The organism is Paraburkholderia lycopersici (genome assembly GCF_900096975.1).
Lineage (GTDB): Bacteria > Pseudomonadota > Gammaproteobacteria > Burkholderiales > Burkholderiaceae > Paraburkholderia > Paraburkholderia lycopersici.
This window is the reverse complement of record NZ_FMYQ01000046.1, coordinates 1-14,084: the sequence shown is the minus strand read 5'-3', so window position 1 is coordinate 14,084 and position 14,084 is coordinate 1. Positions and strand designations below refer to the sequence as shown.

Below are 14,084 nucleotides of genomic sequence, written 5' to 3'. Positions count from 1 at the left end.
TTCAGCTCGCGAGCGTCGCGACCAGCACGGCCTTGATCGTATGCAGCCGGTTCTCGGCCTGCTCGAAGACGATCGACGCGTCGGACTCGAACACCTCGTCGGTGACTTCGACGCCTTCGTTCAGGCCGTAACGATCCGCGATCTGCTTGCCGACCACCGTATGCGCGTCATGAAACGCCGGCAGGCAATGCATGAATTTCACGCGAGGATTGCCGGTCTTCGCGAGCAGCGCCGCATTGACCTGGTACGGCAGCAACGCGTGGATCCGCTCGCCCCACTTCTCCTCGGGCTCGCCCATCGAGACCCACACGTCCGTGTAGATGAAGTCGGCGCCCTTCACGGCCTCGTCGGGATGCTCGGTCAGCGTGAGGCGCGCGCCCGTTTTCGCGGCGATCGCGCGGCATTGCTCGACGAGTTCGTCCTGCGGCCACAGGCGCCGCGGCGCGCACAGGCGCACGTCCATGCCGAGTTTCGCGCCGACGATCATCAGCGAGTTGCCGGTGTTGTTGTGCGCGTCGCCGATGTAGCAATACGCGATCTCGTGCAGCGGCTTGTCGCTGTGCTCGTGCATGGTCAGCATGTCGGCGAGCATCTGGGTCGGGTGGAACTCGTCGGTGAGTCCGTTGTAGACAGGCACGCCCGCATACTGCGCGAGTTCCTCGACGATCGCCTGGCCGTAGCCGCGATACTCGATCGCGTCGTACATGCGGCCGAGCACGCGGGCCGTGTCCTTCATCGACTCCTTGTGGCCGATCTGCGAGCCGGTCGGGTCGATGTAGGTGACGTGCGCGCCCTGATCGTGCGCGGCGACCTCGAACGCGCAGCGCGTGCGCGTGGAGGTCTTCTCGAAGATCAGCGCGATGTTCTTGCCGGTGAGGCGCGGCACTTCGGTGCCCGTATATTTCGCGCGCTTGAGGTCGCGCGACAGGTCGAGCAGGTAGTGGATCTGGCGCGGCGTGTAGTCGATCAGCGTCAGGTAGCTACGGTTGTGTACGTTGAACATGATGAGGTTTCGTTATCCAGTCCAGGATGGAGCGTGCTCAAAGCGCGACCGGATCGCGCGCGACCGGGCAGCTCAGACAATGGCTGCCGCCGCGCCCGCGGCCAAGCTCGCCGCCCGGCAGCTCGATCACCTCGACGCCGGCCTGGCGCATCTTGCGGTTCGTGTAGGTGTTGCGGTCGTAGGCGAGCACGACGCGGCGGTCCAGCGCGAGCACGTTGTTGCCGTCGTCCCATTGCTCGCGCTCGCTCTCGTAACGGTCGCCGCCCGTCGTCAGCACGCGCAGCGAGCCGACGCCGAGCGCGCTCGCCACCACTTCGAGGAACTTGCCGTCGTGGCGCTCGTAGCGGATCTGGCCGAGTTCGTCGCCGGGATAGAGGCTCGTGCAGCGGATTTCGTCGGCCACGTCCGGATAGATGCTGACGAAGTCCACGTCGAGAAACGAGAACACGGTGTCGAGATGCATCGACGCGCGCGACTTCGGAAACTGGCACGCGATCACGCGCTTCGCGCCGTTGCCGGCGAAGAGCGCGCGCGCGACCTGCGTGATGGCCTGCGGGCTCGAGCGTTCGCCCATGCCGATCAGCACCACGCCGTTGCCGATCGCCATCACGTCGCCGCCTTCGAGCGTCTGCGCGCCGTGATCGACGTCGGGGCTGCCCCACCACGTGCGGACCTTGCCCGCGAAGCGCGGATGGAACGCATAGACGGCCGCGAGCAGCAGCGTCTCCTTGCGGCGCGCGGGCCAGAACATCGGATGCAGCGTAACGCCGCCGTAGACCCACGCACTCGGGTCGCGCTGGAAGATCAGGTTCACGAGCGGCGGGATCACGAAGTCCGACCGCTCCAGATAGCCGCCGAAGAGCCCGCGCGCGTCGAACGGCAGCTCCGATTTCGCGACGCCGCCGATCAGCACCTCGGCGAGCTGTTGCGCCGGCATCGACTCGAGCCACAGGCGCAGCTCGCGCAGCATGCCGGTACCCACTTCCTCTTCGGTGATGCGGCGATCGAGTATCCAGTCGCGCGCGGTGGTGTCGAGGCAGACCTCGGCCAGCAGATGCTGGAATTCCAGCACTTCCACGTTGCGTTCGCGCAGCACGCGCACGAAGGTCTGATGGTCTTCGATCGCCCTGTCGACCCAGATCACGTCGTCGAACAGCAGCGTGCCGCAGTTGGCCGGCGTGAGCCGGCGGTGAGCGAGGCCCGGCGCGCACACCATCACGGTGCGCAGCTTGCCGGCTTCGGAATGAACGCCCAGAGTCATGATCGTTTTTTTCCTGAGTTTCGAAGCGGTTTCGAAGCGGTTAAGGCGCGGTCACGACGTAGGTATAGAGCCGCGTGCGGCCGTCGCTTCCGGTCTTGCGGTAGATGCCCTGGATTTCGTTTTCGAAACCCGGAAACCGGTTGCCGGCTTCCTCGAACATCCGGAAGTAGTCGAGCATCGGCTTCGCGTGCTCGTCGTAGCGCTCGCCCGGCACGACCACGCCGATGCCCGGCGGATAGACGAGCGCGAGCGTGGCCGCGATGCGGCCCGCGATCTGCTCGACCGGCAGCAGCTCCACGTCGTTGCGCACGAGCGCATGCATCGCGTCCTGCGGCGACAGCGCGGGCTGCGGGAAATGCTCGGCGCTGAACTGCTCGCGCTGCAGACGGCTCACGTCCTGCTCGCGATAGAACGCGTGCATCTGCGCGCACAGATCGCGCAGGCCAAGGCCTGCATAGCGTTCGCGATGCGCGGCGACGAAGGCCGGAATCGCCTCTTCGAGCGGCGCGTTGTCGTCGTGCAGTTGCTTGAAGCGCACGAGCGCCGACAGCAGCGTACCCGCCTTCGACGATTCGAGCCCCGGCGTCAGCAGGAACAGGATGCTGTTCAGATCGTTCTTTTCCGGCACGATGCGCGCCTCGCGCAGGAACTGCGCGAGCACCGAAGCCGGAATGCCATGCCCGGCGTAGCGGCCCGTCGCGCGGTCGAAGCCCGGCGTGAGCAGCGTCAGCTTGTTCGGGTCCGTCATCGCATAGCCCGGCGCGAGCGCGCCGAAGCCGTGCCAGCGCGCGTCGGGCTCGAGCGCCCAGTAGCGTGGGTCCGACGCGAGTTCGTCGGTCGAGACGTCTTCCCAGTGACGCGGTTCGCCCGCTGCGCCCTCGGCCGCCGGCACGAGGTCGGGCACGAACGGGTCGAAGAACCAGCGGCGCGCCGGATCCGTCTCCGTGGCCTCATACTCGCGCCGCAAAGCACGCAGCTTCTTGCGCATTTCGATGCCGAGCCGGATCGTGTCGTCCCACAGCACCTGGCCCGAACGTCCGCGCATCATTTGCGCGCCGACGTCGAGCGACGCGAAGAGCGGATAGAACGGCGACGTCGACGAGTGCTGCATGAACATCTCGTTGAAGCGCCGGTGGCTCACCTGGCGGCGCTGACCGTCGAGGTGCGAATCCTTCACGTGAATCTGCGACGCCTGCGAGAAGCCGGCTAGTTGCTTGTGCGTGGACTGCGTCGCGATGATGCCCGGCGCGCTGGCGTCGAGCCCCTCGACGCCCATCGCGAAACGGCCCTCGAAAAGCGGGTGGAATTTCATGAAGCCGGCCCACGCCTCGTCGAACAGGATGTACTCGCAGAGCGGTCCGAGCTTTTCGAGGAGCATTTGCGCGCTGTAGATCGTGCCGTCGTACGTGCACTGCTCGACCACCGCGACGCGAAACGGCCGCTCGCGGCGCCACGCGTCCGGGTCCTCGACGAGCGGATTGCGCCGGATGCTCTCGCGGATGCTCGTCTCGTCGAGCGCGGCGAAGTCGATCGGCCCGATGAGGCCGTGCACGTTGCGCGTGGTCGGAAGATAGACCGGAATGCCGCCGCCGAGCAGCAGCGCGCCATGATGCGCGGCCTTGTGGTTGTTGCGGTCGAACAGCACGAGGTCGCCGGGCGCGACGAGCGCGGTCAGCGCGATCTTGTTCGACGTGGAGGTGCCGTTCAGCACGAAGTAGGTCCGCTCCGCGCCGAAGATGCGCGCCGCCGCCTTCTGCGCGGCAAGCGCCGGGCCTTCGTGCACGAGCAGGTCGCCGAGATCGACCACGGAATTGTCGAGGTCGTTGCGGAACACCGCTTCGCCCAGATGCTTGACGAACGCGCGGCCTACGGGGCTCTTCTGATAGAACACGCCGCCGTTGTGGCCGGGGCAGGTCCACATCTGGTTCGCCTCGTCCGCGTAGTCGACCATGGCGCCGAAGAACGGTGTCTTCAGCGATTGCGCGTACGTGCGCAGGTGGCTCGCGAGATTGCGCGCGACGAACTCGGGCGTGTCTTCCTCGACGAACACATAGCCGGTCACCTGACTCAGCACGCCAACCGGTATCTCCTCCAAACGGTGGCGCTCCGCCAGCACGAACACCGGCGCGTCGAGCCCGCGCTCGCGTACGAACTGCACGAACGCCTCGACTTCGTTTTCGGACTCGGTCAGCGACCATTCGACGACGATGCAGCCAATGGCGGCGTCGCCGCGCACGGCCAAACTGGCGTCGTCGATGGTGGACATCAGCGTGACGCCGTAGCCGAGCCGGCCCAGCTCGTCCACGATGCGGCCAAGCCGCGACGACGGGAACGTCTGCGGCTGCGGTACCGCGCAGCAAAACAGGAATTCAAACAATCGATCGTATGACATGAGGTGCCCCCAAAGGTAACGTAGAGCAGGTTCACCGGTCAGCCGACCGACACGACGCCCTTCGCGAACAGCACGAGCGCAATCACGGCGACGGCGAGCAGCACGATGGCAGCCATGCGTTCCCGCCCGGTGAAGATGGCGGCCTGCGGGTCCTTCTCGCGCTGGGCATACCAGTACACCGGGATACCGACCACGAAGAAGATCGTCGACATCAGCAGGTAGGTCGGACCGGCCGCGTAAAGCAGCCAGGCCGAATACACGGTGCCCAGAATGCCCGTCCACAGCGACGCGCGCTTGCCCTCGCCGCCATGCTCCTGAAAGTCCTTTTGCGTGGCGCACTTCCACAGGAAACCGGCGCTCGCGAGATACGGCGGCAGGATCATCACGCCGGCGACGCTGATGAGCCACATCCACGCGTCGTGCGCGAACAGCACGACGAACATCATGGCCTGCATCACCGCGCTGGAGAGCCACAGCGACGGCGCGGCCGCATGGTGCTCGTTCTCGTGCGACAGCACGCGCGGAAAGATGTTGTCCTTGGCGGCCGCATAGGGCAGCTCGGCGACGAGCACCGTCCAGGCGAGCCAGCAGCTCAGCACCGAGAACAGCAGCGCGATGACGACGAAGATCGCGCCCCAGTGTCCGACGAGGTGCTCCAGCACGTATGCCGAAGATGGATTCTGCAAACCGGCGAGATCATGCTGCGACATCACGCCGAACGGCAGCGCGGAAAGCAGGAAGTACAGCGTCGTGCAGACCGCGAGGCCGATGAACGTGGCGGTGCCGACCTGGTGCTGGTCGCGCGCGCGGTCGGAGACGACCACGGCGCCTTCGATGCCGATGAACACCCACAACGTGACGAGCATCGTGCTCTTGATCTGCCCGAGCGTGCTGCCAAGGTGCTGCTGCTGGCCCCACACGTCGAACGAGAAGTGCGCTTTCTGGAAGAACAGCGCGATCACGACGATCGCAATCGAGAGCGTGACGATGTTGACGACGCTCGCCATCGTGTTGAGGATCGCGGTACGCTTCACGCCGGAGAGCACCATGAAGTGCATCGCCCAGATCAGCAGCGAACCGCCGACGATCGACTGCCAGTTCTTGCCGTCGAGCAACGGGAAGAAGTAGCCGAGCGTCTGCATGATGAGCACGGCGAACGCGACATTGCCGAACGCGGAACTGAGCCAGTAACCCCAGGCCATCTCGAAGCCCGCGAACTTGCCGAACCCTTCGCGTGCATACGAATAGATGCCGGCGGTCAGGTCCGGGCGCTGGTCCGCGAGCGTGCGGAACGAGTTCGACAGGAAGAACATGCCGATGAGCGTGATGACCCACGCGATCGCGATGGCGCCAAGCCCGGCGCCCGCGGCCATGTTCTGCGGCAGATTGAACGCGCCGCCGCCGATCATCGAGCCGACGACGATACCGCTCAGCAGCAGCAGGCCTAGCTTGCGGGTATCCGGACCGCCGCCGGCAGCCTGCGGCTTCGACGGCTGCGGACCGCTCGTGGCGGACGGCTTGTCGACAATAGGTTGACTCATTTCAGTTCTCCGAAAGATTTTTATCGATGACGTCAGGCGTCTGACCGCGACGATCGCGGGCTATTGGCAAGCGTCTTTTCTGCCGGGGCGACAACATTCACCCGATACGAACCGTCCTCCACCTCGACGCCGTGAATGTCGTGCGTGAAGCCGGGGAAGGCGCGATCGAATGTTTCCAGCGCTTTCAGATAAGCGAGCACCGGCCCCTCGGCGGCGCCCGCGTTTTCGCCGGGCATCAGAAGCGGGATGCCGGGCGGATAAGGCACGACGCCGGTCGCGACGGTGCGTCCGGCCAGTTGCTCGAGCGTGACCGTTTCGATATCGCCCTTCACCAGCGTCTCGTATGCCCCTACCGGGCTCAGGTCCGGTACGGGCAGCACTGAAAACGCGTGCGCAAGCCGGTCCGTCGAACGCAGCGAGCGCATCGTCTCGAACATCGAATCGGCAAGGTCCTTGAGCCCGAGGCCGGCATACCGCGCCGGATGCGCGCGCACGAGCGAGGGCAATACCTGTTCGAGCGGCGCGTTGCCGTCGTAGTCGCGGCGGAAGTCGAGCAGCGCGTTCGCGAGCGTGCCCCACTTGCCCTTCGTCACGCCCATCGAGAACAGGAACAGGATGGTGAAATCAGTGGTCTTTTCGACGACGATGCCGCGCTCGTCCAGATAGCTCGTGACGATGCAGGCAGGAATGCCGCCCTTCGCTTCGAGCGCGCCAGCCTCGTCGACGCCCGGCGTGACGATCGACACCTTGATCGGGTCGAGCATGCAAAAGCCGTCCTCCAGATCGTCGAATCCATGCCATGCATCGCCGGGGTTCAGCGTCCAGCACGACGGATCGGTCGCGAGGCGCTCGGCGTCGGCGAGGTGGAACGGCACTGGCCCCGCCGCCGGATCGGCAATCGTTTCGGGCTGCCAGGCGCTGAAGAACCATTCGCCGCGCGCGGCGAATTCCGCATGCAGCCGCGACATCATCTGGCGGAACGCGATCGCCTCGCGGATCGATTCGGTCGTCAGCGCGCGCCCGCCGGGGCCGTCCATCATCGCGGCGCTCACGTCGTTCGACGCGATGATCGCGTATTGCGGCGAAGTCGACGCGTGCATCATGAACGCTTCGTTAAAGCGCGCGTGCGCGATCGGCCGGCGGCCGTCGCGCACGTGGATCATCGAGGCCTGCGAAAGCGCGGCGAGTAGCTTGTGCGTGGACTGCGTGGAGAACACCGTCGGTCGCGACGCGTCGTGATCCTTCGGTTCGCCGTGCATCGCGAAGCGGCGCTCGTACAGCGGATTGAAGCGCGCGTAGCCGTACCATGCCTCGTCGAAATGCAGCCGGTCCACGCTTTGGCCGAGCAACGCCTCCACACGCGCGACGTCGTAGCACAAACCGTCATAGGTCGAGTTCGTGACGATCGCGTGAACGGGCGTTCGGTCAATGCCGTCGCGCACGAGCGGATTAGCGGCGATGGCGGCCTCGATGGCCGGTTGCGCGAGCCGCGACGGCGGAATCGGGCCGATGATGCCGTAGCGGTTGCGCGTGGGCAGCAGATAGGTCGGGATCGCCCCGGAGAGCGTCATCGCGTGCTCGACCGACTTGTGGCAGTTGCGGTCGCACAGCGCGATCTGGTCGCGCGTGACGCTCGCCATCAGGATCACGCGGTTCGACGTGGACGATCCGTTCGTCACGTAGTACGTGCGATGCGCGCCGAACACGCGCGCGGCGTAGCGCTCACCCTCGCCGATCGGCCCCGAGTGGTCGAGCAGCGAGCCCAGCTCGCCGACCGAGATCGACAGGTCGGAGCGGAACAGCTCCTCGCCGAAGAAGCTGAAGAACGCGCGGCCGACCGGCGACTTCAGGAACGCGGTGCCGCCCGTATGGCCGGGCGTGTGCCACGAATATTCGTAGACCTGCGAGAATTCGACGAGCGCGCGGAACATCGGCGGCAGCACATGCTCGCGGTAGCGCCGGATCGCGGCGACGATGCGCCCGCCGATGAAGTCGGGCGAGTCTTCGAGGAGCCAGATGAAGTCGTCGGCCTGCCCCATCGCCTCGGCCGGCACCGCCGAAGCCGCGTGGCGATTGGCCAGCAGGAAGACCGGCAGCGCCGCGTGACGCGAGCGCGTCTCGTTGAGCACGGTCATCGCGCCGGCATGTTCGGGATCGTCATGCAGATCCCAGTCGAGCAGCACGCACTGGATCGAGGCATCGGCGCCGATCACGGCGCGGGCGTCGTCGGCGGAATGCGAGCGGATCACGTCGATGCCGCGCCCGGTCAAGTCCTCGGCCAGCGTGCGGGCGGCGCGCCCGACCGACGTGTCGTCGGCGAGTTCGTCGCTCACGAGAAGCGCGCGCATTTGAAAGCGGTCGGTAATGGTGCGGATCACGCTTGAGACTCCTTTTTGGTGGGCAGTCGCGGTGCCGCGGGAACGGGCGCCGACGGTGGCGGAAGGCCGGCGGACGGCCTGCATCGACGGGGAAGCGGTAGCCTCGGCGAGCGTTTTACGATGCCCTGACGAAAATGACCCAGCCGGACGCCGCGTTTTGACAGGCCGGCACGCGCGACGATGTGGTCGATGCGCGAGCGGCTGAAACCCTGCGCCGACAAGGGGCCCAACGCTGCATCGAGGATCTGCTTGACGCGGATGTCGCGCGACAGCCGACGTCGGCCGATGCGCTCTGAATCGCTTGTCATCTCGCTTTGCATTCGCTGATGTGGCCGCGTTGGGGGTCTGCCGGCACCGCTCGCTTGTTTTCTTGTCAATGGCGATAGTAGATACCGACCGGTCGGTATCCAGTTGATCCAGGTCAACGGTATAGACAGGGGCTCCGCGGGGGGAAAGATGGCGAAGCCTGCAAGGCGTGATGCCGTGGCGAGAACGATGCGGCAATGCGGGAGATCTGGGAAACCTGCGGCGGGCGCGGTGGAATTTCGCCAGGGTGCTTCAGGCTCGCGGACGCGTGACTTGCTGCTGAGCGGTCTGGTGGCATTCATCTCCGGACGAAAACGTGGCGGCGTTTTTGTCAGGAAATGAGTGGATTCCATTCAGAATTTGTGCGTCGCAAACGTTCAATCGTGACGCCGCTCAGTCGTGCAGTGTCTGGAATCTGATCGAGCCATTGCATTTCCTCGAGTGTTTTCTCGTGCGCTCAACCTGTGGCCGCTCGATATGAGATCGCTCTGCATGGCGCTTCGGCTTGCGCTGCAAACGAAGGATCCGATATCCTCAATATGGCCGACCCAGCTTCGATAGTCGTAAGCGGCCTATCGCTCGTCAGGCTGCGGGGCACCAGTCATGCATGCGCTGGTCGCTTGTCGCTCAGGCATTTCTGTCCGCTAGTGTTAGCAATACTTCCCAGGGGACCGGGATAGTTCATGCTGTCGGTTGCCGGTATGACTCGGGAGCGCGAATAGCTCGCGCCGGAGCCAAAACGATGAAAGAACTTGGCAATTGTCTGTGGCAGACTCTGCTTTACTGCATTCGAACGATGGAGTCGCAATAAAATGAGCGTAAAAGAAAAAGGCTCTATTCCACTTCTGCATCCAGAAGCGCCACAACCAGTCAAAATAGCGACCTTGCTGTTTGCACTTGTCTGGCTCAGGCAGATGTTCTTTTTAGTCTCTCTTTTAGAAGACGCTCGCGAAGGCCTCTATGCGTCTCAGGTACAGCGGGAGGCCATTGCAACCTTGGCCTTCTGGCTTGTCCTTAATGCCACGTTGATGCTTGCAATGGTCTACCAAAAAAACTGGGCCAGAAATACACAAGCGCTATCAACATTGGCCGGACTACTACTTATTGTATGGGACGTTATTGCTGGAAACGACTTTAATCCTGGCATCGTATATTTATCTAACGCAGTGGCGACCGTTCTGCTCTTTCTGCCTTCCGCCGATGCATGGTTCAAGAAGCGTCAGTACTAGTCCGCCATGGTCCGGGGGAATGTGGAAATAATCTTGAAGCCCGGCGCCAGACGGGCACCAGCCAGCTCAGCTCGAAATTGCGTTGACATTCGTGTTCCATACGCGGCTGGCTCGATTAACTTCGGTTCAAGTATCCGTCGATGCATATCTTCAGTAGCACACAGCCAGATGGTAGAACGGGCGGCCCGCTGTTCACGGTATAACACCGACGAAGCCGTGTATTTCCAGCTCGATCTCTTCGACAAAGGCCTCGACGATCCTGACCGGGTTGCCCCCAGCAACGAAATCGTCCAGACATTCTGGGCAGTAGCGTTACCTGTTTGCGTTCACCACGCTCAACGAACTGCTTCATGAATCGCCCGTCCTGAATACGTCGATTCAGTCCAGGCGACCAATACGCTTTCACGCAGCGTCGGTCGGTCCCGGACCGCTGACTCGGGCAACATTCGGCCAGGAATGACCACCTGTCCGGCATGCAACACCTGCGAAAATGCCGTGCTTTCGACCATTCGGCGGTGAGTCATGTTCTCATCCCCGCGGAGCACCGCCATCATGACCGCACCCTGTTGCTCACTTGCCGCCGGTGACATCGAGGAACGCGCCGGTAATAAAGGAAGCCTCTGCACTTGCGAGCCACAGTATCGCCCGCGCAACCTCTTCAGGCTGACCGCCTCTTCCCATGGGGATCGAGTCCTTGACACGATCCACCCGTCCCGGCTCCCCGCCGCTGGCGTGCATTTCCGTGTAGATGTGCCCGGGGCGAATGCAATTGACGCGTATTCCATCCCGGGCGACTTCCTTCGCGAAGCCGGTCGTGAATGTCTCTACGGCGCCCTTCGACGCAGCGTAGTCGACATATTCATTCGGACTGCCAAGTCGTGCCGATGCCGATGAGATGTTGATCACGGAGCCGCCTCGCCCTTTACGACGCCATGACATCCGCTTCGCCGCTTGCTGTGCGCAGAGCATCGGTCCGATCGAGTTGACCGCGAAGATACGCTGCATCCGCTCGAATTCGAGATCCTCCAGCCGCGACTGCTGCGCAATGATCGCAGCGTTATTCACCAGTACGTCGATCCGGCCGAACTCACGGTCGATCGCCTCGAATAGCTGGCTGACCTGCTCTGGATCGGCGCTATCCGCGCGCATGGCTAAAGCCCGGCGCCCGGAGGCCTTTATATCCGCCGCCACCGCGAGGGCGGCAGATTCGTTGGAGACGAAACTCATCGCTACGTCGTAGCCTTGCGCAGCGGCAAGGCGCGCAGTCGCGGCGCCTACGCCGCGACCTCCCCCGGTTATCAGAATGAGGGGGGACTGGGAGACGGTGTCCATTTAGCGAACCTCCATGTGATGGCTGGATAACAATGTGGTTTCGTTCGTGTCGTTCGCCCCATGTCAAAGCCCCAGACAAACCGCTCCGGCCGCAACGACCATGCAGGCCAGCCAGCGCGCGCCACTGACCGATTCCCTTAGAAACACCCGCCCGATCAGCACCGCGAACACCACGCTGGTCTCGCGCAACGCCGACACCGCGCCCATCGCGCCCAATTGCAGCGCCCAGATCACGATGCCGTACGCCACGATCGACACCAGGCCGCCGGCCAGCGAAGCGACGATCGACAAGGGCTCGGCACGTACCGGCGTCCATAGGGGCGCGGGCCCGCGCCGCACGGCGAACAGCATCGGCATCGCCCAGGAGGACAGGAACATCCACGCGGTATAGCTGAGCGGCCGACCGTCGGACAACCTCACGCCGATGCCGTCGATCACCGTATAAAGCGCAATCGTCGCGCCGGTCGTCAGCGCGGCCAGCGCACCCGCGCGCGAGACATGCCGCCCTTGCAGCGCGATCGCGAGAATGCCGCCCGATATCATCACGATCCCGAGAGCGTGCAAGGCCCCGATCGCTTCATGCGCGAAGAGCACTGCGCCGAGCGTGACTAGCAGCGGCGATGAGCCTCGCGCGATCGGATACGCGAGCGCCAGGTCATTGCGGCGGTACGCGCGCACGAGGCTCAGGTTGTAGACGATATGCACCAGCCCCGATGCGGCGATGCAGGGCCACGAGGCGCTAGCTGGCAAGGGCGTGGACAGCGCGACGACCGTGGCCACCACCGCGATGGCAATGTTCATCCACGTGATGGACAAGAACCGGTCGCGGTTGCCGTGCAGCATCGCGTTCCAGCTCGCGTGAAGCACGGCAGCAAAGAGTACGATACCGCCGGTATAACTGGGCATTGGGTTGCAGGCAAGACACGAGTCAGAAGATTTCGTCAACGTTGCAACAGGAAGAATATCTATCTTGTTGTGGACCAGCAAACCAGATAAATTCGGGAATCGCATTAGTAAAACTCTCTCGAATGAAACTGGTCTTGCCCCCGCTCAATGCCTTGCGGGCCTTCGAGGCCGCAGGTCGGCTCGGCAGCTTCAAGGAAGCCGCCGCGGAACTGCACGTGACGCCCGGTGCGGTAAGCCAGCAGGTGCGCCTGCTCGAGGCGTGGCTTGGCGCACCGTTGTTCGAACGGCGCAACCGCCAGGTGACGCTGACTCCGGCAGCGAAGGCGTGGCTCGAGGAAATCGGTCCCCTGTTCGAGAAGATTTCGCAGGCAACCGCCAGATACGGTGTGATCGAAGCAGTCTCCCGGACGCTGTCCGTCAGCGCGCCCGCGACATTCACGTTGCGCTGGCTGGTGCCGAGACTGGCGAAATTCCGCGCCGGGCATCCCGACTTCGAAGTCAAGGTAGAGACGTCAAACGGGCCGCTGGAAAGTCTGAAAGAAGATCATGACGTCGTCATCCGGGGCGGTCCGGACACGTTCTACGGCTACTCGATGCGGCCTTTCCTGTCCGAGGACAGGCTTCCGGTTTGTAGTCCTGATCTTTTGAAACGGGTGCCGCTTCGAGAGCCAGGGGACTTGCGACAACACACGTTGCTGCATACTTCGAGCCTTCCGCGGCTTTGGCCTGACTGGCTGGCGAGCGCACGGATTCCCAACCTGCGGCCGGCTGCGACTTTAACGTTCGATCACTTCTATCTGACCTTGCAGGCCGCCATCGACGGAATCGGCATCGCAATGGGGCCGACTGCGCTGGTAGCGGACGATCTCGCCGCTGGTCGGCTTGTCGCGCCATTCGCCAGTCCCCGGCTGCCATCGCGCAGCTATTGCACTTACGTTCCGGACGAGAAGGTCGACGATGAACGGGTCGTGCTGTTCCGTTCATGGCTCGAGCGAGAGGGAATGTCTTCATGAGCGCAGAGGGCAACTCGAGTCGGCCGCCGCTCAGGCGCACGGAATCCCACACCGAAGTCCAGCTAAACCGCTTGCCCCACGTACGACATCTGAACCGTCCGTCGGACGGTACGTACGGTCCGCTTGCCGGGCATTCGGGGCAGCGTTTCATCGTCGGACCCGCATGACGCCGGCCCGGTTTGGCCAGGAATTACCAAAGAATGTTGCAATGTGAACTTCACGCCGAGCGCGGGCCACGAGCCAGACCGGATGCCGGATAAACTGCGGGAAACACATGCTGCCTGACGCGCATTCCCGAGATCACCATGCCCGAGAACGACCGCTTCCGTCACCAGTTGCAGGTGACATTCACGAGCGACAATGAGGATGCCTATGCATCTCTCGAACGCGTTACCGGTTGCGCGCGACGAACCGGTGTCGAGCTGATGTCGTTGCGGATCACGAGGCGCGGCTTTCACTGCCACGCCTGGCTGCGGGTGGGTTCGGATAGCCGGGCCGCCATCGATCTGCTCTCGAACCGGCTCAGCGCCGTCATCGGGCTGGACGATCTGCTGTGCTGTTCGGACGACGTCCGCGTGGATAGCGTCGACTAGCGCGGAACGCGCGCCAGTCGAACTGACCGCTTTAGTACTACAGCCGTAGATATGGCGGAGGCACGCCACCGCGTCGTCGGTAATGACACTGCTGGGCGCGGTACTGATGTCGGCGCCGCCACATTGACCA

Annotated in this window: 10 protein-coding genes; 3 read left to right on the top strand and 7 right to left on the bottom strand. The window is 63.8% G+C overall.

Going from position 1 to position 14,084, the window contains the following annotated elements:
- Position 1: 1 nt before the first annotated feature.
- The 5 genes from BLU17_RS30685 to BLU17_RS30665 are packed head-to-tail and all read right to left on the bottom strand — an operon-like array spanning position 2 to position 8,545.
- Positions 2-1,006: an ornithine carbamoyltransferase gene (locus BLU17_RS30685; RefSeq protein WP_092006051.1), complete on the bottom strand. Its 1,005-nt coding sequence runs from the start codon at positions 1,004-1,006 to the stop codon at positions 2-4.
- 34 nt (positions 1,007-1,040) lie between these two features.
- Positions 1,041-2,264: an arginine deiminase gene (locus BLU17_RS30680; protein ID WP_092006048.1), complete on the bottom strand. Its 1,224-nt coding sequence runs from the start codon at positions 2,262-2,264 to the stop codon at positions 1,041-1,043.
- 40 nt (positions 2,265-2,304) lie between these two features.
- Entirely contained in the window at positions 2,305-4,656 is a 2,352-nt protein-coding gene (locus tag BLU17_RS30675) for an Orn/Lys/Arg family decarboxylase (RefSeq protein ID WP_092006045.1), read from the bottom strand.
- A gap of 38 nt (positions 4,657-4,694) precedes the next feature.
- Positions 4,695-6,197 carry a basic amino acid/polyamine antiporter gene (locus BLU17_RS30670; protein ID WP_092006042.1) on the bottom strand — a complete coding sequence of 501 codons (1,503 nt, stop codon included), beginning with the start codon at positions 6,195-6,197 and terminating at the stop codon, positions 4,695-4,697.
- A 32-nt stretch (positions 6,198-6,229) separates the two neighbouring features.
- Positions 6,230-8,545 (bottom strand): Orn/Lys/Arg family decarboxylase, encoded by a 2,316-nt coding sequence (locus BLU17_RS30665; RefSeq protein ID WP_092006102.1) that lies wholly within the window; start codon positions 8,543-8,545, stop codon positions 6,230-6,232.
- A gap of 1,148 nt (positions 8,546-9,693) precedes the next feature.
- Here BLU17_RS30665 and BLU17_RS30660 point away from each other — a divergent pair.
- A complete protein-coding gene (locus BLU17_RS30660) occupies positions 9,694-10,110 on the top strand; it encodes a hypothetical protein (protein ID WP_143189385.1) in 417 nt (138 codons plus the stop codon).
- A 570-nt stretch (positions 10,111-10,680) separates the two neighbouring features.
- On the opposite strand, the gene BLU17_RS30650 is transcribed toward BLU17_RS30660, so the two are convergent.
- Both BLU17_RS30650 and BLU17_RS30645 read right to left on the bottom strand, forming a co-directional pair.
- Complete coding sequence (locus BLU17_RS30650) at positions 10,681-11,442, bottom strand: glucose 1-dehydrogenase (protein ID WP_092006036.1); 762 nt, start codon at positions 11,440-11,442, stop codon at positions 10,681-10,683.
- 63 nt (positions 11,443-11,505) lie between these two features.
- A complete protein-coding gene (locus BLU17_RS30645) occupies positions 11,506-12,348 on the bottom strand; it encodes a DMT family transporter (protein WP_092006033.1) in 843 nt (280 codons plus the stop codon).
- A 122-nt stretch (positions 12,349-12,470) separates the two neighbouring features.
- On the opposite strand from BLU17_RS30645, the gene gcvA reads away from it, so the two are divergent.
- Positions 12,471-13,361 carry a transcriptional regulator GcvA gene (gene gcvA, locus BLU17_RS30640; protein ID WP_092006030.1) on the top strand — a complete coding sequence of 297 codons (891 nt, stop codon included), beginning with the start codon at positions 12,471-12,473 and terminating at the stop codon, positions 13,359-13,361.
- A gap of 305 nt (positions 13,362-13,666) precedes the next feature.
- A complete protein-coding gene (locus BLU17_RS30635; RefSeq protein WP_092006027.1) occupies positions 13,667-13,954 on the top strand; it encodes a hypothetical protein in 288 nt (95 codons plus the stop codon).
- The last annotated feature ends 130 nt before the right edge of the window (positions 13,955-14,084 follow it).

What these genes read in the sequence shown, in the direction of transcription:
- BLU17_RS30675 (WP_092006045.1), bottom strand. Translation starts at nt 4,656, where the DNA reads ATGTCATACGATCGATTGTTTGAATTCCTGTTTTGCTGCGCGGTACCG.
- BLU17_RS30660 (WP_143189385.1), top strand. Translation starts at nt 9,694, where the DNA reads ATGAGCGTAAAAGAAAAAGGCTCTATTCCACTTCTGCATCCAGAAGCG.
- BLU17_RS30650 (WP_092006036.1), bottom strand. Translation starts at nt 11,442, where the DNA reads ATGGACACCGTCTCCCAGTCCCCCCTCATTCTGATAACCGGGGGAGGT.
- BLU17_RS30645 (WP_092006033.1), bottom strand. Translation starts at nt 12,348, where the DNA reads ATGCCCAGTTATACCGGCGGTATCGTACTCTTTGCTGCCGTGCTTCAC.
- BLU17_RS30670 (WP_092006042.1), bottom strand. Translation starts at nt 6,197, where the DNA reads ATGAGTCAACCTATTGTCGACAAGCCGTCCGCCACGAGCGGTCCGCAG.
- BLU17_RS30635 (WP_092006027.1), top strand. Translation starts at nt 13,667, where the DNA reads ATGCCCGAGAACGACCGCTTCCGTCACCAGTTGCAGGTGACATTCACG.
- BLU17_RS30680 (WP_092006048.1), bottom strand. Translation starts at nt 2,264, where the DNA reads ATGACTCTGGGCGTTCATTCCGAAGCCGGCAAGCTGCGCACCGTGATG.
- gcvA (WP_092006030.1), top strand. Translation starts at nt 12,471, where the DNA reads ATGAAACTGGTCTTGCCCCCGCTCAATGCCTTGCGGGCCTTCGAGGCC.
- BLU17_RS30665 (WP_092006102.1), bottom strand. Translation starts at nt 8,545, where the DNA reads ATGCGCGCGCTTCTCGTGAGCGACGAACTCGCCGACGACACGTCGGTC.